Raw genomic sequence first — 23,200 nt, 5'->3', positions numbered from 1 at the left:
GAGAGGAGCATGTGATGAACAGAATCGGTCAGCAGGCTCGGCGGATTGCTGCCGGCTTCGCCGCAGTAGCCGTCGGCGGGACGGTGTTCCTCGGCGCAGTCCCTGCACATGCGCAGGGCGATGCCGAGGAGCAGGGGGTCGTCGGCGGATGGTCGGAGGGCGCCGGGACCATCAATGGCGCAGGGACCGGGATGTCGGTGTTCGCGGTGAACCACCGTGGTGCAGCCGAGAAGAAGACGATCAGCGGGACGACACACAAGCGCTCGCACGGTTGGACGACCTGGGCAGGCGTGCAGCACTACACGCGAGCGCGGCTCGAGCACGGCAGCAGCATCATCGCTGACTCTGGCCGGAAGTGGGGCAAGTCCGGCACTGAAGCAGTGACCGCGTGGAAGCCGTACCGGCCGAACCAGCCCGGCAGCGGTGTCGGCTCCGCGAAGACCTACTACGGCAAGTGACACATCGCAGCGGGTGCGAGCCAGTAGCTCGCGCCCGCTGCGGCGTGAGGAGAAGACGTGACGAAGCGACAGCTCACGGCGACAGCCGGCCTGCTCCTGCTGGCCATGCTCCTGACCGTGCTGATCGGAGTGTTCGACGCTCGTCGACGTGTCATCGCCGCGGAGGGCAACGATCTCCGCACCGGCCAGAGCGCCTGGGTGACCGCGACACTCGACGAACTCAGGCGCGCCCGGGGCGCGTTCGAACCGGGAACGAAGGTGTTCGTGGGCCTCGAGGATCGGGTCCGCGCCGTTGCGATCCTGTCGGGACGGTGGACAGACGTTCCACTGCACGACGGGCACGCGCTGACCGGGCGTCCCGGCGAGGCTCTCGTCGGCGCTGACGTCGCCGTCCGCGGCGACGACCTCGTCATCGACGGCACGACGTACACCGTGGTGGGTCGTCTCGGCGTCAGGACGGACAGTCTGCTGTCCGATGACGTGGTCCTCGCCGATCCGTCGCAGTTCTCGGCGTCACCACAGCGGCTGCTCCTGGACGGCCCGAGCAGTGTCCGCCACTACAACGCACAGTTCCCCGGCCGGAGCGTCGAGATCATCGACGACGGCACCAACCGCAGGACGAACGTCGACGCTGTGTCGCCGGTTCTGGTCACGCTCGGCGCGCTCGTCGTCGCGCTCATCGCCCTGATCGGTGGTCTGCAAGCCGGACGATGGGAACTCCGCGCTGCCGCAGTCCGCTTCATGACGGGGGTTCGACCACTGACCACCCTTCGCAGCGCTGCCATCAGAGTCGGTGTGATCAGTACCGCCGCCTGTGCAACCGCACTCGTGGGCGCGGCAGCTGCACGGCACGCCACCAACCTCGACCTCGACGTCACCGCCGCAGTCGCGGCGGTCGGGACGGTCGCGCTTGCCGTCTCCGCCACTTCCTTCTGGCACGGAAGCCGACGATGGAACTGGTGAACGACCTCCGGTCCAACTGGACGATCCTCATCGCCAAGATCGTCCTGCTCGTGCTGCTCGCACTCTGCTGGTACAACGTGGCGTCGTTCACCCAGTCCACGTCGCAGGCCGTGGCCCAGGGCTTGTCCGCTGATGCCGACGTCGACCTCTACACGGTGATCGACGATCTCGACCCGGACGCGTTCGAAGCGATCCGACGAGACCAGCACGCGCTCGATGGAGTCGCCTCGTTCGTCGATCGCATCGACGACGAGCCCGGATTCAAGCTCATCTCCTCGTACGACCAACCCGTCACCGTCCAGGACTTCCGCGGCAACGATCGTTTCGACGTCGGCTACGGCACGGAGTACACGCTCAACGGGAAGTACCAGGACGAGTCCGGACGGAGCGTGCAGGACATCAAGTCCATCCAGCTCAACGAAACCGCGTACGAGTTCGCAGGACTCTCCGTGCAGGACGGCAAGCCGATCGAGTGGGACACCGTCGATTGGGGTTCCGGCCGGATCCCGGTACTGCTCGGCAACGAGTACCGCGGCGTGTACGAACTCGGACAACACCTCACCGGAGCGGTCATCCTGCAGGAGCAGGAACTCGAAGTCGTCGGTTTCCTCGAACCGGACAGCGCCATGTACTTCCGCGGTGAGGCCAACCACTACCTCGATGACACCGTGATCGTGCCCTACCCGCCGACACTCGCCGGACTCGACCGAGCATCACTCGACCGGTTGGATCCCGAGCTGTTCGGACGCCTGGTGTTCCAGGTACTGAACGCCGACCTCGCCGTCGATCGCGGCCTCGATTTCGGTGGCGTCGTCGCGCGACTCGACGAGATCGGAGACGACACCGGCTTCGGGTCGTACACGTTGCTCGGAGTGCCGACCTACCTCGTGCAGCTCTCCCTCGTCCGCCAGCTCATCCAGGACAACATGGTGCTCGTCACCGCGCTGCTCGTCGTCCTCACCGCGGGCGTGGGCATCATCACGGCGTTCCTCGACCGACTTCTCAATCACCGTCGAGCGCCAGTCGCGCGGGGGCACCATCTTCTCGGGAAGAGCCCGAACCGCACGAACCGGCTGTTCCGCGCAAGCCGCCTCACCGAGTACGCCGCCGCGTTCGGGCTGTTCCTCGCGACGAGCGCGGTGCTCCCCAACGACAGTGCGCTGGCTCGACTCGGCGCGGGTGCCGCCGTCCTGCTCTGGTGCGTGGCGGACGGCGCACTCAGTCGACGAGCCGTCCGCATCGAACTGACCACCCAACGCCGAAGAGGTACCCCACGATGATCGTGCTGCGCGACGTCTCGAAGACCATCACCGAGCCCGACGGATCGACCCGAGCACTGTTCGACCGACTGCACTTCGACCTTCGCGACGACGATCGGTCAGTAGCCATCACCGGTCGGAGCGGATCCGGCAAGAGCACGCTGCTCCGGATCCTCGCCGGCCTGGACACCGACTTCGGCGGGACCTACGAGCACGATGGGCACGTGCTCGAGCGCACCGCGTCCAGGATGGCGGCCCACCGGCTCCGACACATCGGCATCGTCACCCAGGACCACAGCCTGCTCGGGGACCGCAGCGTGCTCGACAACGTCCGGCTCGGAGTTCCTGCTCGTGACGGCTCGGCCGACCGAGCACACGACGCCCTCGAGGCGGTCGGGATCAGTCACCTTGCCGGCAAGCGCCCACGACGACTGTCGGGAGGAGAAGCGCAGCGCGTCGCGATCGCTCGGGCCATCGCGAAGCGCCCCGCCGTCGTCCTCGCCGATGAGCCCACCGGGGCACTCGACGAGACGACCGAAGACGACGTGCTCGCCCTCTTCGATCAGCTGCAACGGGCTGGGACCACGTTCGTGATCGTCACCCACAGTGAGCGCGTTGCACAGCGATGTGGACGGCGACTCCACCTGCACCACGAACAGCTCATCGAGTGGAGTCGTTGACGGACCCAGTACCGAACGGGACTGGAGGTGGGCCCCACTAGCCGGTACCGGCGCACCGTGCCAGCGGGGTGACGGCCGAGCCTGGAGGGACGGAGCCAGCTGGCACCGGGCTCCCAGCCCGCCAGCGGTTGCGCTCTAGATCCCAGATCACGCGTGCGCATTGCGGTCGCGACTGAAGAGCTCAGCGAACATCTCCCGTTTCGCCGCGTGCGAATCGAGGTCGAGCTCCAGTCCTTCCATGTTGAGGTCGGTCCCGAACAGTCGCAGGATTCCCGAGCCATTCGGATCCACGGTCTCGAGGGACACCGAGAACAGCGTCGGCGACGTCTCGCCAGCAGCAATCCGCCGAGCTTCTGCGAACGCCGCGCGGTACGTCGCGTCGGTGACGCGGATCACACTGACCGAGCAACTCGTGGCGTCCCAGTCGGGCGCGACCATCTCGCCGCTGGGTGCATGGAAGAAGTGCACGACGAACGTGTCGCGCTCGCCTTCGGCGCCGTAGAGCCGCTCGTCCACTTCTTCGATCTGCACGAACTCATTCTCGCTGCGAACCGAGCGTGCGCAAGAGGACCAGCTCACGGGAGCCGACCAGGGCGCTCGTCGCAACTCGGTCCGCATCGGGCTGCGGCAGCGGAGCGCGGTTGGAGGGGTCTCGGAGGGGGCAGTCTGCCGCGATGACACTCGTCACGTGTCAAGAAAGTCCCACTCGTCCCCGAGGACCCACCGCAGCGCGGAGAGCTTCCCGTTCACAAAGCCCCACGTCCAGTCGTCCCAGGGACCCACGTCGCTCGCGCCGTAACGCTCGACGACCGCCGTACGCGCAGCGAGCACTCGCTCACGCAAGTCGGCGGAAAGATCATCGCTCTCACCCGCTGCGATGTTCTCGTCGTGGATGAGGCTCCGCACGTACCAGACCTTGTCGAAGAACTCGTGCTCGGCGGCACGGATGTCTGCAACCGTACGCATCGACTCCGCTTCGATGATCCCGTGGCGATGCATCAGGTCCGGAAAGCGGGAAAGCATGCGGCTTAGATCCGGCTTCTCCCAGTACCGGATCCGAAACCCTGGAGAACGATTGCTGACGTAGGCCGAAACCCAGTCCTTCGCGGGGTTAGACAAGAAACCAGAAGCGGCCACAAGCGCTACATCGGGGCGCTCAACCTCCGACCAAGTCATCAACCCCTGCAGTGCCTCAGGCGGAACACCCCTGGCGTAGTGCTTGGCGTCCACGAACCACGTCTCGAATCGAGTATGACCGTCGACGTCCTTCACAACCCATTGCGCGACGATGTCCCTGCCACGGTCGGACGGGCTAGCGTTCTTCGGAGTACCTTTTCGCCAATCCACATTCACGAAACCCAACGTGACCAACAGGTCGTAGACAAACTCCTCAAATTCGGCGTCATTAAGGTTAGCGAACGAGACGTCAAGCGATGCGGCCGAAGGCAGACCGTCGCCAAGCTCGGCGGGTGTCAGTCGATTCCGATCGTCCGTCATATGGCCACGCCGAAGGGTCCGGCGACGGCCTGCTTAATCATCAACCGCACAGCTCCAGCCCTGCATCGATAACAGGCGAGATGTCAATCTTCAGTCCACTGACATCAGGGTCAGCTGCCCAAATCGGGTCGATAGCCGGGGCAGTCGTGTGGTCCTTCGCTGTCCCGTTCGCCGCGTACGTGGCGCCATCGGGTGCGTCAACAGTCAGTACTTCCAGCGCACGACCGCCCGCAACGATGTTGTCGCAGTGAGCCACCACGTACGGCACAGTCAGGGGCCACTCGTCGCCGAAGTCGGTGCTCACGAGCAAACCCGGGTCGTCCGCCACCGACGCGGGCACATCGACCGCACTCGGAGTCGGGTCACTGGCTGGCGCGTAGTCGGCGCATGAGCCACTCTGAGGCTCACCAAGGTCCAACGACGGGAAGGTAACCACGACGTACCCAGCGTTGCCGCCCGTTCCGTTCAGGCCTCCCGTTGGCCCGTACGTTCGGTCTACGCAGACCTCAGATGCACCGACGGCGCTCCCCTTTGTAGTAACCCCGTCCCAGGCTGGAACATCCGGGAGCTCCGCGAGCACGAGCTTCTCCGCTTTCGCGGTGCGTTCCCCTTCGCTCATCGCGCTCTTGGCTGACTGCTTTACCGAAGGCGAAAGCGTGACTTCGGGTGTTACTGAAGACGACGAACAGCCGGTCAGCACAGCCGCGGCGAGGCCGACGGTCACGGTGAGAATGAGAGTCTTACACACCGTAGGAGAGTATCTCTCACTCACGGCTGCGGGCTACCCCGCGAAGGCGGGTCGGCGCTACCGGAGCCGCTGGCGACCAATCGCCCGAGGCGGGTCGCCGACCTGGTTGCGGATCCCTAGCTTACGCAGCTGACGCGCGCGCTCTTGTCTTCTGACCGGGCGCCGATCGCGCTCCTCGTCAGATCCGGTGTCTTCACTCATGTCTTCACTCATGTCTTCACTCATGTCTTCACTCATGTCTTCACTCATGTCTTCACTCATGTCTTCACTCATGTCTTCACTCATGATATTAAACTCCACGCTCCCGAGCGCACCGCCTTCATGCAGTCCCCACAAACGTATCCCGAGTTCTGTCAGCAGCGGCGTAAGCAACTTTGGGCGTAAAGTAATAGGCGTCCGAAATAAACCGGAGGCGATTATGGGAAAACGTGGCCAAGAGCCCCTCGACTACGCCGAAGAGCTACGCACCAGCGTGCCGCGGGAGGTCAAAGAGGCGCTCGAAGTTCTCGTGCCCGTCGGAGGAATTTCGAGAGCGCACCTCGTGCGTGTCGCGATCTCCTACCTGCTGACGCACGCAGGAGTCCTCTTCCCGGAAGTAGCGGAAGCGCTGCACCCCACCGCTCCGGCCGGGCGTCCGCGAATCGACGAGGAGAAGGAACGATGACCAACATTGAGACTCGCCGCCGACCGGATCCCGGTCGCGGTGACCTGCCGGGTGTTGGGCTTCACGAAGCAGGCGTTCTATGCATGGCGGAGGAACCCGGTGAGCCGCCGCGATTGGGAGAACGCGCACCTGACCAATGCCGCCGTCGATGCGCACCGCGACGACCCGACATTCGGGTACCGGTTCATCACCGACGACCTCCGCGCCGGCCTGCTCGTCTCGGAACGGCGCGTCTGGCGACTGTGCTCGCAGCAGCGGCTCTGGTCACTGCACGCGAAGAAACGGGGCCTGACCCGGAAGGCCGGACCACCAGTGCATGACGATCGGGTGCGGAGGGCGTTCACCGCTCCGGACCTGGACAAGCTGTGGTTGACCGACATCACCGAGCACAACACGGGCGAGGGCAAGCTCTACCTCTGCGCCGTGAAGGACGCGTGCTCCCGCCCGATCGTCGGCTACTCCATCGGCTCTCGGATGCGATCCTCGCTCGCCGTCGCGGCACTGCAGATGGCAATCTCTCGCCGCGGCCCGCTCCACACCGTGGTTCATTCGGATCGCGGCAGCCAGGCCGTATTCAACCCGCATCGAACACCTCCGGTATCAGGTGTTGCGACGACCGGTTGAATACGGCCAGTTCCGGTCCAAGAAGTTCGTTCGAGCGCTGTGGGATGCCGGGCTGCTGGGGTCGATGGGCAGGTCGGGGAGCGCGCGGACGACGCGGCAATGGAGTCGTTCTTCGCGCTGCTGCAGAAGAACGTCCTCAACCGGCACCGACGGACTTCTCGTGAGCAACTGCGGCTCGCGATCGTGCACTGGAGCGAGGGCATCTACCACCGAAAACGCCGACAGCGCGGTCTCGGGAAGTTGACGCCCATCGAGTACGAAGCAATCATCAACCCACAGGCAGCACTCGCGGCCTAAACCAACGAGTCAACCGAACCAGCAGCAGTCCCTCCGGCGCATTCGACATGTTTGAGCTGTCGCGGCTGATGGGCCACGCGTCCGTCGCCATCACCGACAAGGTCTACGCTCACCTGCGGAAGAAGGACTATGCCACGCAGCGGGCTCGGTTCTCGGCGTTCGTCACGGGGCCAGCACACCGCCCGCCGACCTCAGGGAGGGCCAACCGTTGGCCAGCGCGACGAAGTAGACCTCGCTCACCAGCGCTACACGGAGCGGCTCACCGGCGTGATGACCGGGCAGATTGACGGTGAAGATGGTCCGTTGTCTCCCGCCCAGTCAGCTTCGCCGAGCGACCAGTCCGCCGTGGAAGAACTGGACTAGCGGCACTGCAAGGAACAGTGCCGCTTCGGCTTCTTCTTGCGTCGCGGCCCGATCACCGTTTCCGCCGTGCCGCTGCTGCTGGCCCGAGTGCAAGGAACGCATCATCTTCACGACGGTGTCGCTGGAGGGATTTGTCTCGTCGTCTTGCAGTGGAAGCGCCCAGTCTTTCTGGTCCCGCATCGCCGACACCATCTTGCCGAGCGTTGCGACTGAGTCCTTGGGCGAGACGCGGGGCTTCGCAGCCTCCTCGACAGCCTTGATCGCCTTGGAGTAGGCCTTCTCCGGGTCCGGATGGATACCGAATGTGGCCTGCCAGGCTGCCGACAGCAGCTCGCCCGCCGAGCCGGTCCTCCCCATCACCACGTTTGCAGCTTCGCCGACACCAGACGCCACTCGCCGCTCCACACCGGCCGCGCCGCTTCTGGTCCCAATCCGCCAAGCTGACCCGGACTGTTCCAGGATACCCTCGAGGTCATCGAGCCAGTGCGAATAGCCCAGCTCGCCCGCTCGAGCGACGACGAAGTCAGTCACGCTCCAGGTCAGGTTGTCATCCCCACGCCGTTGTAGGACGTTACTCAAGTGGTAGGCGCCGCACTCTGGAGCTAGCGGCTCCCGCATTCGCCGTCGCTCGTCGTACTCGGCCATGACTACCTTGTGCCCCTTTTCACGGGACAGAGAGTCGAACGAGCGGTCGAGCCAGGTCCAGAAGCGGGTCGCCATCCACGCCGGTACGCCCTCGTGCAAGTCCGCTACATCCAATTGTCGCGTTCCCAACGGCAGCCACTCATCCATCATGGTCAAAATCTAGCGAGCAGAACCGACACACACGGCGGCATCATCGATGCCCAAGCCCGGTCGATGCGTGCGGAAGGGGAGCTGTTCTCGCCTAGGCAGCGAGAACCTCTTCCACAACTCGAGGAAGCGAGAGCTGACGTAGAGGCTCCCGTACGAAGTCAAGAGCCCAGGCATTGTCGCGCAGTACAGCAGCAACCACGGGTGCGTGGGCTGCGTCGCGCAGGGCCAAGCGAACAGCGTCGATGAAGCGATCACGGACAAACCAACGATTGTGGCTGGCCCCGAGCACCAGGAGTCGGTTGATGACAAGACCGTGGACACGCATGTCCGCCGACGCGCGGTAAGCCGCCAGCAAGAAGACGGCGATGTTGTCCGTGAAGTCGAATCCGAAGCTGCCATCTGCGAAGCCATCGAACGCGAGCATCACCTGGTGGAACAGCTCAGCGTCACGAGTAGCGAGCTGAGCGAGCACAGACTCCGGGACCTTCGGAACTACCTGAATGAATAGCTGGAGGTCGTCGCTCTTCTCCAAGACGAGCCGCGCGAACTCATCCACCAACTCAATGTCGCCGGATGCGATTGCTTCGACCAACGAGATCGCCTGCTCCGCGGGGGACAACAGGGAGCCTGGCTCGCGGCCAAGGAGTGCCACCTCTCTCAGCATCTCTCCCACCGTCGCGAAGCGTCGTTCGGGATCAATCTGAGTCGCTTTGTTGATGATGAATCGGTACTGCCCGGGTACTCTCTCCAGGTCTTGACCCGTTATCGACATCTGCCCGGACAGCATCTCGTAGAAGATCCGTCCGAGCGCGAAGACGTCAGACCGCTGATCAGCTTCCTTCGCATTGTTGAACTGCTCCGGCGCCGAGTAGGCGAAGGTGCCCATGCCGACATTGGTCATCGTGAGCGTGGTGCTGTCGGAGTAGAGGCGGCGGCCGAGCCCGAAGTCCGAGAGGACCGGCCGCCCCTCGAGGATCAAGATGTTTTCGGGCTTCAAGTCACGGTGGATGACGCCCGCCAAGTGGGCGTGCTCGACGCCCTCCAGAATCAGCTGGAACATCCTCAACGCCTCAGGTTCCGGGATCCCGATGCCTGCTCCCGGCGCGAGTCGTCCTCGCAGCGACCCCTCCGCAAGCGGCATCGCGAAGTGGGGCTGCGCACCTCCGAGTTCGGACCCCAGGATCGGGAGCACCTGGGGGTGATCCAGCGACGCCTGACACGTAACTTCTCGCTGGAAGCGGCGACGCTCTTCGGCCTGCTGGGAGTCGTTGCCGACCAGGTTCAGGTACTTGATGGCTACTGGGTTACCAACTTCGTCGCGCCCGAGCCAAACCTCACCCTGGCCGCCGCCGTCGATACGCGTCGCGCGTGTGTACCTCGACAAAGATCCCCCTTGATGCGATTGAGGCGTCAGCACTTCCGACCGAGAACCGAGGGGTTCCGGAGGGGTTCACAAGCGCCCCGCAAAGAAAGCCCCGACAGAACTCGCGTTCTATCGGGGCTTTTCGGTCGGGCTGACAGGATTTGAACCTGCGACCCCTTGACCCCCAGTCAAGTGCGCTACCAAGCTGCGCCACAGCCCGCGAGTTCCGGAGAACTCAGGATCCCGGAGGACCCTCGCCCACGTCCGACCGGAGCGCGAGCGACCGGTCCAGCATAGCGGACGCCAGACCCCCTCCGCGCCACGGCGAGTCGGACCGAGCAAGCAACCAGAGCCGCCGAACAACACAAACGACACGATCACCCCGGGCGAGACCGTCACCCCGGCCGCACCACCTCGCGCCGCGCCGCCAACCACGGCAACCCGAGCCCGACGAGCAACCCGCCGGCCCCGTCCGCCGCCAGGTCCCCGATCGTGTCGTCGTACCCGACGTAGATCGCTGAGTCGACGAAGTTGTGCCCGAGCCACTCCCCCATCTCCCACGCCGCCCCGATCGCGAGCCCCGCACACAGCCCGAGGACCGCGACGACCACCCGGCGCTCCCCGTCCGGCGCCGGCACCGCGCGCAGGTCGGCACCGATGACGTACAGCACCGCCGCGAGCAGCCCGGTGAGCACGACGTGCATGAACTTGTCCCACAGGAAGACCGTCGTGTACCACTCGAGCACACTCGACCACCCGGCGAGGAGCACGAGCACGCACACCGCCAGGTCGAACGCGGGCCGCAGTCCGAGCATCCGCGGCACCACGACCCCGAGCAGCGACAGTGCCATCACCGGCAGCGCGGTCCCGCCCCACCCGATGCTCGCGACGACCAGGCTCACGAGCGTGAGGGCACGCACGACGTCGGCCACCAGGAACCTCGGCCGCAGGAACGTCGGCCCGAGCGCACGGATCACGACGCCCACCGCACGACCGCGTGCACGGCCGCGTGGTCGGAGGGCCACACGCCGCCCGGTCGCCGGTTCGACACGGCCACCCGCTCGACGGTCGCGTCCGGCGTCACCAGCACGCCGTCGATCCGCCGGCCACCGACACGCGGACTCCCGTAGTGCGGGTACGTCCCGTACGGCTCGCCCACCTGCCTGGAGGCCCGTCCCCAGCTGTCGACGACACCAGCGTCCGCCAGTGCTCGCCAGGGTGCGGACCCTGCCGGACTGTTCCAGTCGGCCATCACGACAGCGGGCAGGCCGCGCTGCCGGACGATCCGGCCGAGGAGTTCGGCGGACCGCAGTCGGGCCCACGGCGATGCGACGTCGAGGTGCGTCGCGATGGCCAGGAACCGGGCGCCGGTCGCGCGGTCGTCGACGACGGCCCCGACGGCGTGCCGGGGGAAGGACGTGACCCACGAGCGGGACCCGGGGCGGTGGGGCGTGCGGGACAGCGCCCAGGTGCGCTGCTCGACGACGTCGAGGCGGGAGCGGTCCAGGAAGAGCCCGACCTGCTCCCCACCGCCGCGCGCGCCGCGCCCGACCAGGACGGGCTCCCAAATCGACCCAAGAGCGGCCGTGAGGTCCGCTGCCTGCGTGGGGAGGGCCTCCTGGACGGCGAGGACGGTGGGCGCTTCGGACGTGACGAGCGCGGTGATGGCATCACGGCGACGCTCCCAAGCGTCCGGGTGTGCGGACGGTCGCGGCACGCGGCGCCGCACGTTGAGGGTCATGCAGTGGACCTCGGGCGACCGGACGGCTCCGATGAGCGGGTGGTCGTCGGGGTGGTGGGGCATGCCTCCCTTCTACGAGACGACACCCGTCGGATTCCCAGGGACCTCTCCGCGTGGCTCGTAGGGTGGCCCGATGCGTTCTCGTTCCACCCCTCGTGTCCTCGTCGCGATCGCCGTCTCCGGACTGCTGCTCGGAGCCGCCGGGTGCACGTCGAGCGGGCCGGACACGAGCCGCCCGACCCTCGCGAAGGCCACGGCGGAGACGGTCACGGTCGCCGACGCCTCCGACGCTGCGGCTCGGTCAGTGCGGGTGAGCACGTCCCTGTTCGCGAGTGCTCCCGGCGCGATCGTGGCGACGGCCGGTGATGCCGACGCGATCTCCGATGCAGCGAAGGCCGCGGCGAGCGCCCACGTCCCGGTGCTGTTGACCGCGAAGGGCGCCAAGGGCAGCGCGGCCGTCGCCGACGAGCTCGACCGGCTCGGGGCCGACTGGTACCAGGCCGAGGGCGACGTGGCGCTCGACACGGACGTCGAACAGCGGAAGGCGCCCGAGGGTGGCGACGCGCCGGAGTCGACCCGGGCCTCCCGGCAGGCCACCGTGGTGGTGGCGGACGCGAGCGCGGACGCTGCGGCCGTGGCGACCGCCAAGGCCGCCGGCGCGAAGGTGGTGACCATGCCGAAGGGCGTGACCGACCCTGCTGCCGCGCCCGACGTGGTGACGGCGCTGCACGAGCGGAAGCAGCACCAGACGGTCCTGGTCGGTGCGGCGTTCGACGCGCTGCAGGACCCGGAGTGGACGGTGCGGGCGGCCGAGGGCGGCTTCCAGCTGCGGAACGGCGGCCAGCGGCCGTTCGACGGGCACCGCTACGTGGCGCTGTACGGCGCTCCGGGGGCGCCAGCGCTGGGCGTGCTCGGTGAGCAGGGGCCGGAGGCCACCGTCCAGCGTGCTGAGCAGGTCGCGAAGCCGTACCGGGCCGAGTCCGACGAGCTGGTGACGCCGGCGCTGGAGGTCATCGCGACCGTCGCCGCGGGTGACGCGGGGGCGGACGGCGACTACTCGACCGAGCTGCCGGTGTCGACGCTCGAGCCCTACATCGACGCCGCGCACGACGCCGACATGCCCGTGATCATCGACCTGCAGCCGGGCCGCTCGGACTTCCTGTCGCAGGCGAAGAAGTACGAGTCGCTCCTGAAGAAGCCCGGGGTGTGGCTCGCCCTCGACCCGGAGTGGCGGCTGACGAAGGACCAGGTGCCGCTCGAGCAGATCGGCAGCGTGTCGGCGGCCGAGGTGAACGAGGTGTCCTCGTGGCTCGCATCGCTCGTCAAGAAGGAGGGGCTGCCGCCGAAGGCGCTCGTGCTGCACCAGTTCCGGCTCTCGATGATCCAGGACCGGTCGGCGCTGAAGACCCATCCGGAGCTCGACATGCTCGTGCACGTCGACGGGCAGGGGTCGCAGCCGGACAAGCAGGCGACGTGGAAGGCGCTGCACGAGGGTGCTCCCGAGGGCCTGCACTGGGGCTGGAAGAACTTCACCGACGAGGACACGCCCATGCTGACGCCGTCGCAGACGATGCAGGACGTGCAGCCGACGCCGTCACTGGTCACGTACCAGTAGGGCGGTTCTCCACAGTCTGGAGGCGCGACCCGCGTTTCGTCGGTCGGTGCTGACAGCATGGGGGTATGGACACCCCCACCGCCGCTCCGCCTGTCGTCTCGCCTTCTGCAGACATCGCTGCCGAGGCACAGCAGGCGCTCGCCGCGCTCACGGGGCGCCCCGACGCAGTATTCCACCCCGGCCAGCTCGAGGCGATCTCCGCCCTGGTCGAGCACCGGCAGCGAGCCCTCGTCGTGCAGCGCACCGGGTGGGGCAAATCAGCGGTGTACTTCCTCGCGACCCTGCTGCTCCGGCGCCGTGGTGGTGGCCCGACCGTCCTGGTGTCGCCGCTGCTCGCACTGATGCGCGACCAGGTGGCAGCGGCTGCCCGGGCCGGGGTCCGTGCGGTGTCGATCAACTCGGCGAACGCGCACGAGTGGGGCGAGACCCAGGCGGCGCTGGCCCGTGACGAGGTCGACGTGCTCCTCGTCTCCCCCGAGCGCCTGAACAACCCGAAGTTCCGCGACGAGCAGATGCCGACCCTCATCGCCCGGATGGGCATGCTCGTGGTCGACGAAGCGCACTGCATCTCGGACTGGGGCCACGACTTCCGGCCGGACTACCGCCGCTTGGCCGAGCTCATCCGCTCGCTCCCCCACGGCGTCCCGGTCCTGGCCACGACCGCGACGGCGAACGAGCGCGTGGTCGAGGACGTCGCCGAGCAGCTCACCGCCGGCCCGGCCGACCCGGTGTTCACGATCCGCGGGTCGCTCGCCCGGGCATCGCTGCGCTTGGGCGTGCTCACGCTGCCCGACGCCCGGCAGCGGCTCGGCTGGCTGCTCGCGCACCTCGGCGACCTGCCCGGCAGCGGCATCATCTACACGCTCACGGTCTCGGCTGCCGAGGACATCGCCCGCCTGCTCCGCGACAACGGGTACGCCGTCCGGGCCTACACGGGGCGCACCGACACCGACGAGCGGGAGCAGCTCGAGCAGCAGCTCAAGGGCAACGAGCTGAAGGCCCTGGTCGCCACGAGTGCGCTCGGCATGGGGTTCGACAAGCCGGACCTCGGGTTCGTCGTGCACGTGGGCGCTCCGTCGTCCCCCGTCGCCTACTACCAGCAGATCGGTCGTGCGGGTCGTGCGACCGACAACGCCGACGTGCTGCTGCTGCCCGGTCGTGAGGACCGTGAGATCTGGCAGTACTTCGCGAGCGCGTCGATGCCGACCGAGGCCCGGGCCTCCGCCGTGCTCGGCGCCCTGTCCACCGACACCGCGATGTCGACGGTCGCGCTCGAGGGTCTGGTCGACATCAAGCGCTCCACCCTCGAACTCCTGCTCAAGGTGCTCGACGTCGACGGGGCGGTCCGACGCGTCACCGGCGGCTGGGTCTCCACCGGGCAGCCGTGGCAGTACGACGCCCCGCGGTACGAGCGGGTCGCGGCGGCGCGTTCCGCCGAGGCCGCCTCGATGCTCGACTACGAGTCGACCTCGGCGTGCCGCATGCAGCTGTTGCAGCAGGACCTCGACGACCCGTCGGCGGAGCCCTGCGGTCGGTGCGACAACTGCGCCGGGGCGTGGTTCCCGACCGCGGTCTCCGACACGGACTCGTCCGGTGCGGCTGCCGCGCTCGACAAGGTCGGTGTCGAGATCGCGCCGCGTGCCCAGTGGCCGTCGGGCATGTCGTCGCTCGGCGTCTCGGTGCGGGGCAAGCTCGGCGCCGACGAGCTCGTCCAGCCCGGTCGTGCAGTGGCTCGTCTGACCGACCTCGGCTGGGGTGGACCGCTCCGTGCGCTGTTCTCGCCGTCGACGCCCGACGCTCCGATCTCCCGCGAGCTCGTCGACGGCTGTGTCCGGGCACTCAAGGACTGGCCGTGGGAGACCCGGCCGACCGGGGTCGTGGCGATGTCCTCGCGGTCGCGGCCGCAGCTCGTGGGGTCGCTCGCCCAGGCGCTGTCGACGATCGGACGGCTGCAGTTCCTCGGCACGCTCGACCGGAACGGCGGCACGCCCCGCGGCGACGGTGCAACGAACAGCGCGTACCGGTTGTCCGGCGTGTGGGACACCTTCGTGGTGGATTCGTCGCTCGCCGCTGCCCTGCAGTCCCACGAGGGCCCGGTGCTGCTCGTCGACGACCTGGTCGACAGCCGGTGGACGGTGACCGTCGCGGGCCGCGAGCTCCGGCGTGCCGGGGCCGCCGCCGTGCTGCCCTTCGCGCTGGCCACGGTCGCGTAGCCGCCGCGGGCGCTACCGGCGGGCGGGCTTGGGGAACGTGGCGCGCATGTGGTCGGTGGTGAGCACGTCGCCGATGCCGATCATGAGCAGTGAGAACACGATCTGCTCGATCACCATCCAGAACGGGTACAGCCCGGGGATCGCCGCCACGATGAGCGTCACGATCGGGAAGATCCGGCTGAACAACCGCACCCGCTGGTACGCCCAGTAGTACCCGAGCTGTGCCCGCCACGCGAACACGTAGAGCGTCAGGGTGATGAGCAGCACGACCGTCGCCCGGAACCACACCGCCCACGGCACGGTCTCCCCCGCGCGCGTCAGCAGCACGGCCACGACGATGGCAGCGAGTCCGACGATCGTCTCCGCGACGAGCAGCCACCGGATCCACCGGAACGAGCGCACGGTGTCGGGGTGCTCGAGCATGTCCTGGCGGATGACGTACCCGCCCTGGCGACCTCCGGCCAGCCGGTCGAGCCGCAGCCGGCACCACAGACGGTCGGCGAGGCCACCGAGTCCGTCGTTGCGCTGCGTCACCAGTACATCGTGCCGCATCGAGCGACCACCGGCGTACCGCGCTGTCGCCGACCCCAACCCCGACATCGACGCCGACCCCGAACGACGTCATCGAGGTCGCACGACGTCGACGATGTCGTTCCGGGTCAGCGCAGGGCTCCCCGGCCGGCTCAGTCGCTCGGCACGAGCGCCGCGCCACCGAGCACGGTGCCGGTCGCGGCGTCGAGCAGGACGAGGGAGCGGACCTCGTCGGGCAGGGTCCACGGGTCGCTCAGCACGACGGTCAGCCCTTGCTCGACGCCGGCGGCCTGGAAGACGTCGAAGGACTCCCCCGCCGGGGTCCACTCCGGGTCCTTGCCTCCGGTGACCGTCCCACCGGACAACACGATGTCGACCGGCCCCGTCGTCCCCGTCTCCAGGTCCGCGATCTCGACCGCCAGCGTGTCGTCGCCCGTGTTCCCGGCGATGTGGACGTGGCCCGAGGCAGCAGCGCCGTCGATGCCGACGATGTCCCCGGAGACCGGCGGAACCCGGCGCCACCACGGTTCGATCGGCGACGAGTCGACCGGTTGCACGGCCGGGGACTCCTCGAGCAGGGGTTCGCCCAGGCCGTTCGACGGCCGCAGCCCTTCCGAGGGGGACCGCGCGGGTTCGGGGACGGCTCGATCGGAGCGGGTGACGAGGTCGTCCTCGGCTGGGGCGTGCGAGACCGTCCAGAGCGACACCGAGCCGACGACGACCACGGCGACGAGGACTCCCACCAGGGCGAGCCGACGTCGATCCGTTCCCCACCGCCCGATGCGCACGCTCCCATGGTGCCGCACCGACGCTGCGGACGCGATCCGGGCCTCCCGGCCGAACGCGAACGCGAACGCACAACGCGCCCCGTGCAGACGGGACGCGTTGTGTGTGACGGAGCTGCGACTCAGCGCTTCCGGCGCTCGCGCACGCGCATGTTGACGTTGATCGGGGTGCCGGAGAAGCCCCAGACCTCGCGGAGTCGACGGGTGATGAACCGTCGGTACTGCGGGTCGAGGAACGCCGACGTGAAGAGCACGAACGTCGGCGGCTGGCTCGACGCCTGGGTCCCGAACAGGATGCGGGGCTGCTTGCCGCCGCGCACGGGGTGGGGGTGCTCCTGGACGAGCTCGGCGATGAAGGCGTTGACCTTGCCCGTCGGGATGCGGGTGTCCCACGATGCGAGGGCGGTCTCGAGCGCCGGCACGAGCTTCTCGAGGTGGCGGCCGGTGCGGGCGGAGATGTTCACGCGCGGAGCCCAGGCGACGTGCGCCAGGTCTTGCTCGATCTCGCGCTCGAGGTAGCGGCGGCGTTCGTCGTCGAGCAGGTCCCACTTGTTGTAGGCCAGGACGAGCGCACGGCCCGACTCGAGCACCAGGTCGATGATGCGCAGGTCCTGCACGGAGACGGGCTCGGTGACGTCGAGGACGACGACGGCGACCTCGGCCTTCTCGAGCGCGGCGGTGGTGCGGAGCGAGGCGTAGAAGTCGGCGCCCTGCTGCATGTGGACGCGCTTCCGGATGCCGGCGGTGTCGACGAAGCGCCACACCTTGCCGCCGAGCTCGATCTGCTCGTCCACCGGGTCCCGGGTGGTGCCGGCGATGTCGTTCACGACGACGCGCTCTTCACCGGCGGCCTTGTTGAGCAGCGAGCTCTTGCCGACGTTCGGGCGGCCGAGGATGGCCACGCGGCGGGGGCCGCCGACCTCCTGCTTGGCGACGGCCGAGGTGTCGGGCAGCGTCTTGATGATCAGGTCGAGCAGGTCCGCGACGCCACGGCCGTGCAGGGCCGACACCGGGTGCGGCTCGCCGAGCCCCAGGTTCCAGAGCTCGTAGGCGTCGAGTTCGCGGCGCTCGTCGTCGGCCTTGTTCGCGACGACGATGACGGGCCGGTCGGTGCCGCGGAGCATCTTGACGACGTGCTCGTCGGTGGCGGTGATGCCGACCGTGACGTCGACGACGAACAGCACGGCGTCAGCGAGGTCGATCGCGACCTCGGCCTGCGCGGCGACCGAGGCGTTGATGCCCTCGGCGCCGGGCTCCCAGCCGCCGGTGTCGACGAGCGTGAAGCGCTTGTCGTTCCAGTCGGCCTTGTAGCTGACGCGGTCACGCGTGACGCCGGGGACGTCCTGCACGACGGCCTCGCGACGACCGAGGATGCGGTTGACGAGCGCGGACTTGCCGACGTTCGGGCGACCGACGATCGCGAGCACCGGGTAGGCGGGCAGGTAGTGGACACCGTCCTCGCCGACCTGACCGGCCTCGAGCAGGGCGAGGTCGTCGTCCTCGAGGTCGTACTCCTCGAGTCCGGCGCGGAGCGCGGTCGCGCGCTGCTCGGCCTCGGCCTCGTCGAGTCCGGCGAGCCGCTCGCCGAGGGCGTCGTCGTACTGGGGGAAGTCGTCGTTGTCCGGGTTGTCCAACTGAGCCATGGTGGGTTCCTCGCGAGCGGCCGGAGCCGCGGTGTCGGTGGCCGTTCCCGGCCGGGCCGGAGATCCGGCCGTGGTGTGACCAGGCGGCCGAGGCCGTCCGGTCGTGCGTCAGTGCGTGGCCGCGCGGGCCAGGTCGACGACCGCCTGCACGGTCTGGTCGAAGTCGAGGTCGGTGGAGTCGAGCGTCGTGACGCCGTCTGCGGCGTTCATGAAGTCGACGACCTTCGCGTCCGCCGCGTCTCGACGAGCGAGTGCGGCGGAGGTCTCTGCGGCCGACTGGGTCGTGACCTCCGCCGAGCGCCGGGCCATTCTAACGGACTCGTCGGCCGTCAGCAGGATCCGGACCTCGGCGTCGGGTGCGACCACCGTGGTGATGTCCCGACCCTCGGTGATGATGCCCGGTGCGTCGGTCTTCCGCATGACGTTCCGGAACAGCTGCACGAGGCGGTGTCGGACGTCGGGGAGCTTCGCGATGTGCGCCACCGCGCCCGTCACGTCCGGGGTGCGGATCGCGTCGGTGACGTCGGTCTCCCCCACGCGCACGTAGTAGTCGTCGGGGTCGGTGCCGATGGTGTAGTCGAACGTGTCCCAGCTCGCCAGGATCGCCGCCGCGTCGTCGAGGTCGACCCGCTGCTGCAGGGCGTGCCAGGCGAGGGCGCGGTAGGCGGCGCCGGTGTCCTGGTAGCCGTAGCCGAGGGCACGGGCGGCCGCGCGGGAGACGCTCGACTTGCCGCTGCCCGCGGGGCCGTCGACGGCGATGACGATCTTCGCGACGTAGGCGCCATCGGTGAGGCCGGCGGGTACCGGGGCGCTCGTCGAACCGGGCTCGCCGCCGGGCTCGCCGAGGCCGCCGGCCGGTCCGCCGAGTGCGCCGCCGTCGCCGCTGCCGCTGAGCGGGCCGCCGGCACCGCCCTGGCCCGGGGTCGGCAGACCGGAGTCCGGACCGTCCGGCCCGCCGGCCACGCCGGAGTCGGCGGTCACGCCGGAGTCGTTCGTCGCTGCGTTCGTGTCGTTCAGGCCCATGCTGCTGCGATCCTCCATCCGCGACCCTCGAGTTCCTCGACGAGTCGCTGTTCCTGCTCGGGCAGGACCGACACCTCGACGATGCCGATCTGCGCGCCCGGTGAGTGCTCGAGGCGCATGTCCTCGAGATTGATGCCGATCTCCCCGATGAACGTCAGGAGCGCGGCGATCTGCCCGGGGGTGTCGTCGACGAGGACGACCACCTGGGCGAAGCGCTTGGTGGTGCCGTGCTTGCCGGGCAGCCGTTCGACCCCACGGTTGCCGGCGGCGATCGTCTCGGCCAGGGTCCGCGGCGCCCCGGCGGCGGCGGGGTCGTCGAGCGCCCCGATCACGCCGCTCAGCTCGTCGCGCAGGTCGGCCAGGACCCGCCGGACGTTGGCCGCGTTCGCGCCGATGATCTGCACCCACAGGCCGGGGTCGCTCGCGGCGACGCGGGTGACGTCGCGGACGCCACCTCCGGCGAGACCGAGGGACCCGTCCGGGGCGTCACGCAGCCGCGAGGCCATCAACGTCGACACGAGCTGCGGCACGTGCGAGACGTAGGCCACGGCCAGGTCGTGCGACGCCGGGTCCATCGGCACGACGGTCGCGCCGACGTCGAGCGCCAGGTCCTCGACCACGGCGGCGCGCTGGTAGCTGATGGCGTCGTGTCCGGCGATCACCCAGGGGCTGCCGACGAACAGGTCGGCGCGGGCGGCGCTCGGTCCGCTGCGTTCACGTCCGGCCATCGGGTGCGACCCGATGTAGCGGGTGACATCGGCGCCGGCTGCCACGAGCTCGGTCAACGGTCCGGCCTTGACGCTCGCGACGTCGGTCACGATGGCGTCCGGGTACGCCGACAGTTCGCGGGCGACGACGGTCGCCACGACGTCGGGCGGGACCGCGACCACCACGAGCTCCGGCCGGTCACCGGGTTCGGGCCGGCGGCCGGCCCCGTAGTCGACGGCGAGCGCCAACGCGCCGGGTGAGACGTCGTCGAGGACGACGTCGACCCCCTTCTCGCGCAGCGCCAGACCGATCGAGGTGCCGAGGAGCCCGGTGCCGACGACCCGCACCGGGCCGCGCACGCGGCGGTCGATGTCGGGTGGGGTCAGGTCGGTCACCGGGCAAGCCTACCGACCGACGCCCGGGCGTCGGTCGACGCCCGGGTGGCGGTCACGGCCCGAGGGGCCGGTCGCGGTCAGTCCGCGGTCTCGTCGTCCCACTCGTCGTCGTCGCCCTGGTCGAGGGCGACGTCGCGGTCGTCACGAGCGGAGGGCTTCGCGTCGCGGACGGTGCCGAGCAGCTTGCCGACCTCGACCGTGCCCAGCTCGCGCATCTTGCCCGGCGGCAGGCTGCCGAGGTGCAGCGGCCCGAACGAGCGGCGGACGAGTTCGAGGACCGGGTGGTCGACGGCCTCGAGCATGCGACGGACGATCCGGTTGCGGCCGGAGTGCAGCGTGATCTCGACGAGCGACTCACCCCGCGAGGACTCGAGCAACCGCACCTTGTCAGCCTTGATCGGACCGTCCTCGAGCTCGACGCCCTCGGTCAGACGCTGCACCACGGCCGGGTTCACGTTGCCGTGCACCTTCGCGATGTAGGTCTTCTGCACGCCGAACGACGGGTGCGCGAGCACGTGTGCCAGGTCGCCGTCGTTCGTCAGGACGAGCAGCCCGGAGGTCTCGGTGTCCAGGCGGCCGACGTTGAACAGGCGCTCTTCGTAGCGGTCCACGAACTCGGTCAGGTCGCGGCGACCGCGCTCGTCCTGCAGGCTCGAGACGACACCGGTCGGCTTGTTCAGCACGATGTACCGCCGCGAGGAGTCGATCTGCACCGGCACGCCGTCGACCGAGATCGCGTCCGTCGCGGGGTCGACACGACGCCCGAGGGCGTCCACCACCTGCCCGTTGACCGTCACGCGACCCTCGACGATCAGGTTCTCCGCGACGCGGCGAGATGCCACGCCCGCAGCGGCGATCACCTTCTGCAGGCGCTCCCCCTCTGCCTGGAGGCCCGGCTCGGCCCCGGCAGACGTCGTCCCGTCCGCCGCGTCCCAGTCCTCGATGATCGGGCGTTCGGGCGTGCCCTCCACCGGGGCGCCGTGGCTGTCGCGCTCACCGCTCGGCTTCGGCGTGGTGCGGCCGTTGGCGGTGTTGCTGCTCTTGCCGGGGCGGTCGCTGTTGCGGACGCTCGTGGTGCCGCCGACGTACCGGCGGCCGTTGTGCCAGACGCGGCTCTGCTGGCCGTCGGGGCCGCGGCGGTCCTCGCGGCTGTCGCGGTTGTCGCGAGGTGCCGAGCTGCGGTCGTCACGGCCGCGGTACCCACCACGGTCGTCACGCGGCGCGGCGCTGCGGTCGTCGCGGCCACGGTAGCCACCACGGTCGTCACGGTTGTCGCGGGGTGCCGAGGTGCGGTCGTCGCGGCCGCGGTACCCACCACGGTCATCACGGTTGTCGCGGGGAGCTGCGCTGCGGTCATCGCGACCCCGGTAGCCGCCACGGTCGTCACGCGGAGCCGAGTTCCCGCGGTAGCCACCACGGTCATCGCGCGGCGCGGAGCTGCGGTCGTCGCGACCCCGGTAGCCACCACGGTCATCGCGCGGAGCCGAACTGCGGTCATCGCGACCCCGGTAGCCGCCACGGTCGTCGCGCGGAGCCGAGTTGCCTCGGTAGCCACCACGGTCGTCACGCGGGGCCGAGCTGCGGTCGTCGCGACCCCGGTACCCACCGCGATCGTCACGCGGCGCGGAGTTCCCGCGGTAGCCACCACGGTCATCGCGCGGAGCCGAACTGCGGTCATCGCGACCCCGGTACCCACCACGGTCATCGCGCGGCGCGGAGTTCCCGCGGTACCCGCCACGGTCGCCGCCGCCGGCACGGTCGTCACGGCCGCGGTACCCACCACGGTCATCACGCGGAGCCGAGTTGCCCCGGTACCCGCCACGGTCGTCACGCGGAGCCGAGCTGCGGTCGTCACGACCCCGGTAGCCACCACGGTCATCACGCGGCGCGGAACTACGGTCGTCACGACCCCGGTACCCACCACGGTCGCCACCGCGGTCGTCGCGCGACTGGTAGCCGCCACGACGGTCGTCGTCACGCGGCGGACGTGCGCCCCCGCGGTCGTCGCGACCGTACCCGCCGGAGCGGCCACCGGCACTGGAGCCGGCCCCGCCGCGGCCGGGAGCCGAACGCCCGGGGCGATCCGGGCCTCCTGAGCGTCCGTTGCGGTCGTCTCGGTCTCGGGGCGCGCCGCGCCCCCGGTCGTCAAACCCGGCCATCGGGGATCCCTTCGTTCTGCCCGAAGCCGTCCGCACCGTCGTCCAGGAGGGGCGAGATGAGCGGCAGCTCGTCGAGCGAGTTGATGCCGAGCTGCTGCAGGAGCAGATCGGACGTGACGTAGTTGATGGCGCCGGTCTCGGAGTCGGTGAACGACTCCTCGATGAGACCGCGCGCGACCAGCGTTCGGACGACGCCGTCGACGTTGACGGCGCGGATCGACGCGATCTGGGATCGCGTGATCGGTTGCTTGTAGGCGACGACCGCGAGGGTCTCGAGCGCGGCCTGCGACAGGCGCGAGGGCCGCTCGGCCTCGACGAACTGCTCGACGACGGCGTCCAGGTCCTGGCGGACGTAGAAGCGCCAGCCGCCGCCGACCTCGCGGAGTTCGAACCCGCGGCGGGTGGTGCCGTCGACGCCGTCGAAGTCCGCGACGAGGCGTTCGACGGCCTGGCGGACGGCGGGGACGGGGGCGTTCACGGCGGCGCCGAGCGCGACGAGCGACTGGGGCTCGTCCGCGATCATCAGGATCGCCTCGAGCTGGCGGTCGATCGGGATCACCGGGTGCGCCTGCGGGGCGCGGTCGTGCTCGGCGCGCGCGTGCATCTCGTGCTCGATCGCGCGGGCGTCGGCCATCTCGTCGGCGCCGCCAGGTTCGGCGCTGGACGTGTCGTGCAC

At 69.1% G+C, this 23,200-nt stretch carries 23 protein-coding genes and 1 tRNA gene; 8 read left to right on the top strand and 16 right to left on the bottom strand.

Features of this window, described 5'->3' with window-relative positions:
• Window positions 1-14 precede the first annotated feature (14 nt).
• Genes EDF51_RS06525 through EDF51_RS06510 form a run of 4 tightly spaced genes read left to right on the top strand, consistent with a single transcriptional unit; the run spans window position 15 to window position 3,360 of the window.
• Window positions 15-458: a hypothetical protein gene (locus EDF51_RS06525; protein ID WP_131922631.1), complete on the top strand. Its 444-nt coding sequence runs from the start codon at window positions 15-17 to the stop codon at window positions 456-458.
• A gap of 57 nt (window positions 459-515) precedes the next feature.
• Complete coding sequence (locus EDF51_RS06520; protein ID WP_131922632.1) at window positions 516-1,421, top strand: hypothetical protein; 906 nt, start codon at window positions 516-518, stop codon at window positions 1,419-1,421.
• Entirely contained in the window at window positions 1,418-2,701 is a 1,284-nt protein-coding gene (locus EDF51_RS06515) for a hypothetical protein (protein ID WP_134194234.1), read from the top strand. Before EDF51_RS06520 ends, EDF51_RS06515 begins: the two co-directional genes overlap by 4 nt.
• Window positions 2,698-3,360, top strand: coding sequence for an ATP-binding cassette domain-containing protein (locus EDF51_RS06510; RefSeq protein WP_131922634.1), 663 nt, complete (start codon window positions 2,698-2,700; stop codon window positions 3,358-3,360). The genes EDF51_RS06515 and EDF51_RS06510 overlap by 4 nt, the downstream gene beginning before the upstream one ends.
• 147 nt (window positions 3,361-3,507) lie before the next feature.
• On the opposite strand, the gene EDF51_RS06505 is transcribed toward EDF51_RS06510, so the two are convergent.
• The 4 genes from EDF51_RS06505 to EDF51_RS06490 form a co-directional block, all read right to left on the bottom strand.
• A complete protein-coding gene (locus tag EDF51_RS06505; protein WP_131922635.1) occupies window positions 3,508-3,891 on the bottom strand; it encodes a hypothetical protein in 384 nt (127 codons plus the stop codon).
• Window positions 3,892-4,044: 153 nt separating this feature from the next.
• Window positions 4,045-4,857: a restriction endonuclease gene (locus EDF51_RS06500; protein ID WP_131922636.1), complete on the bottom strand. Its 813-nt coding sequence runs from the start codon at window positions 4,855-4,857 to the stop codon at window positions 4,045-4,047.
• Window positions 4,858-4,897: 40 nt separating this feature from the next.
• A complete protein-coding gene (locus EDF51_RS06495) occupies window positions 4,898-5,629 on the bottom strand; it encodes a DUF2511 domain-containing protein (RefSeq protein WP_243648977.1) in 732 nt (243 codons plus the stop codon).
• 33 nt (window positions 5,630-5,662) lie between these two features.
• On the bottom strand, window positions 5,663-5,890 hold the full coding sequence (locus tag EDF51_RS06490; protein ID WP_134194232.1) for a hypothetical protein: 228 nt from the start codon (window positions 5,888-5,890) through the stop codon (window positions 5,663-5,665).
• A gap of 385 nt (window positions 5,891-6,275) precedes the next feature.
• Here EDF51_RS06490 and EDF51_RS06485 point away from each other — a divergent pair, with 385 nt between their 5' ends.
• Together EDF51_RS06485 and EDF51_RS20405 are read left to right on the top strand one after the other, a co-directional pair.
• Window positions 6,276-6,893 carry an IS3 family transposase gene (locus EDF51_RS06485; protein ID WP_134194230.1) on the top strand — a complete coding sequence of 206 codons (618 nt, stop codon included), beginning with the start codon at window positions 6,276-6,278 and terminating at the stop codon, window positions 6,891-6,893.
• 39 nt (window positions 6,894-6,932) lie between these two features.
• Complete coding sequence (locus EDF51_RS20405) at window positions 6,933-7,190, top strand: integrase core domain-containing protein (protein ID WP_279388216.1); 258 nt, start codon at window positions 6,933-6,935, stop codon at window positions 7,188-7,190.
• Between the two features lie 318 nt (window positions 7,191-7,508).
• Here EDF51_RS20405 and EDF51_RS06475 read toward each other — a convergent pair whose 3' ends face one another.
• The 5 genes from EDF51_RS06475 to EDF51_RS06455 form a co-directional block, all read right to left on the bottom strand.
• Window positions 7,509-8,348: a hypothetical protein gene (locus tag EDF51_RS06475; protein WP_131922640.1), complete on the bottom strand. Its 840-nt coding sequence runs from the start codon at window positions 8,346-8,348 to the stop codon at window positions 7,509-7,511.
• 91 nt (window positions 8,349-8,439) lie between these two features.
• A complete protein-coding gene (locus EDF51_RS06470; RefSeq protein ID WP_165901191.1) occupies window positions 8,440-9,732 on the bottom strand; it encodes a serine/threonine-protein kinase in 1,293 nt (430 codons plus the stop codon).
• Between the two features lie 125 nt (window positions 9,733-9,857).
• Window positions 9,858-9,931 (bottom strand) — tRNA-Pro (locus EDF51_RS06465).
• 175 nt (window positions 9,932-10,106) lie between these two features.
• Complete coding sequence (locus tag EDF51_RS06460) at window positions 10,107-10,688, bottom strand: hypothetical protein (RefSeq protein ID WP_134194228.1); 582 nt, start codon at window positions 10,686-10,688, stop codon at window positions 10,107-10,109.
• Window positions 10,685-11,515: an endonuclease/exonuclease/phosphatase family protein gene (locus tag EDF51_RS06455; protein WP_134194226.1), complete on the bottom strand. Its 831-nt coding sequence runs from the start codon at window positions 11,513-11,515 to the stop codon at window positions 10,685-10,687. Before EDF51_RS06455 ends, EDF51_RS06460 begins: the two co-directional genes overlap by 4 nt.
• 70 nt (window positions 11,516-11,585) lie before the next feature.
• On the opposite strand from EDF51_RS06455, the gene EDF51_RS06450 reads away from it, so the two are divergent.
• Entirely contained in the window at window positions 11,586-13,067 is a 1,482-nt protein-coding gene (locus EDF51_RS06450) for a hypothetical protein (RefSeq protein ID WP_134194224.1), read from the top strand.
• Between the two features lie 65 nt (window positions 13,068-13,132).
• Window positions 13,133-15,280 (top strand): RecQ family ATP-dependent DNA helicase, encoded by a 2,148-nt coding sequence (locus tag EDF51_RS06445; RefSeq protein ID WP_166673500.1) that lies wholly within the window; start codon window positions 13,133-13,135, stop codon window positions 15,278-15,280.
• 12 nt (window positions 15,281-15,292) lie between these two features.
• On the opposite strand, the gene EDF51_RS06440 is transcribed toward EDF51_RS06445, so the two are convergent.
• The 7 genes from EDF51_RS06440 to scpB all read right to left on the bottom strand — a co-directional run bounded on the left by EDF51_RS06440 (window position 15,293) and on the right by scpB (window position 23,128).
• On the bottom strand, window positions 15,293-15,814 hold the full coding sequence (locus EDF51_RS06440) for a hypothetical protein (protein ID WP_123293894.1): 522 nt from the start codon (window positions 15,812-15,814) through the stop codon (window positions 15,293-15,295).
• Between the two features lie 149 nt (window positions 15,815-15,963).
• Window positions 15,964-16,599, bottom strand: a complete 636-nt coding sequence (locus EDF51_RS06435; protein WP_134194222.1) for a hypothetical protein — start codon at window positions 16,597-16,599, stop codon at window positions 15,964-15,966.
• 119 nt (window positions 16,600-16,718) lie between these two features.
• Window positions 16,719-18,239, bottom strand: a complete 1,521-nt coding sequence (gene der / locus EDF51_RS06430) for a ribosome biogenesis GTPase Der (RefSeq protein WP_123293896.1) — start codon at window positions 18,237-18,239, stop codon at window positions 16,719-16,721.
• 108 nt (window positions 18,240-18,347) lie between these two features.
• Entirely contained in the window at window positions 18,348-19,004 is a 657-nt protein-coding gene (gene cmk / locus EDF51_RS06425; protein ID WP_134194313.1) for a (d)CMP kinase, read from the bottom strand.
• A 248-nt stretch (window positions 19,005-19,252) separates the two neighbouring features.
• Window positions 19,253-20,365 (bottom strand): prephenate dehydrogenase, encoded by a 1,113-nt coding sequence (locus EDF51_RS06420; protein ID WP_134194220.1) that lies wholly within the window; start codon window positions 20,363-20,365, stop codon window positions 19,253-19,255.
• 77 nt (window positions 20,366-20,442) lie between these two features.
• Window positions 20,443-21,234: a pseudouridine synthase gene (locus tag EDF51_RS20245; RefSeq protein WP_240347709.1), complete on the bottom strand. Its 792-nt coding sequence runs from the start codon at window positions 21,232-21,234 to the stop codon at window positions 20,443-20,445.
• Between the two features lie 1,276 nt (window positions 21,235-22,510).
• A complete protein-coding gene (gene scpB, locus EDF51_RS06410) occupies window positions 22,511-23,128 on the bottom strand; it encodes an SMC-Scp complex subunit ScpB (protein ID WP_134194311.1) in 618 nt (205 codons plus the stop codon).
• Window positions 23,129-23,200: the final 72 nt, after the last annotated feature.

It is taken from the genome of Curtobacterium sp. PhB25, assembly GCF_004365375.1.
In the GTDB taxonomy this organism is placed as follows: domain Bacteria; phylum Actinomycetota; class Actinomycetes; order Actinomycetales; family Microbacteriaceae; genus Curtobacterium.
The sequence above is the reverse complement of the archived record's forward strand: the minus strand, read 5'-3'. Positions and strand labels throughout refer to the sequence as shown.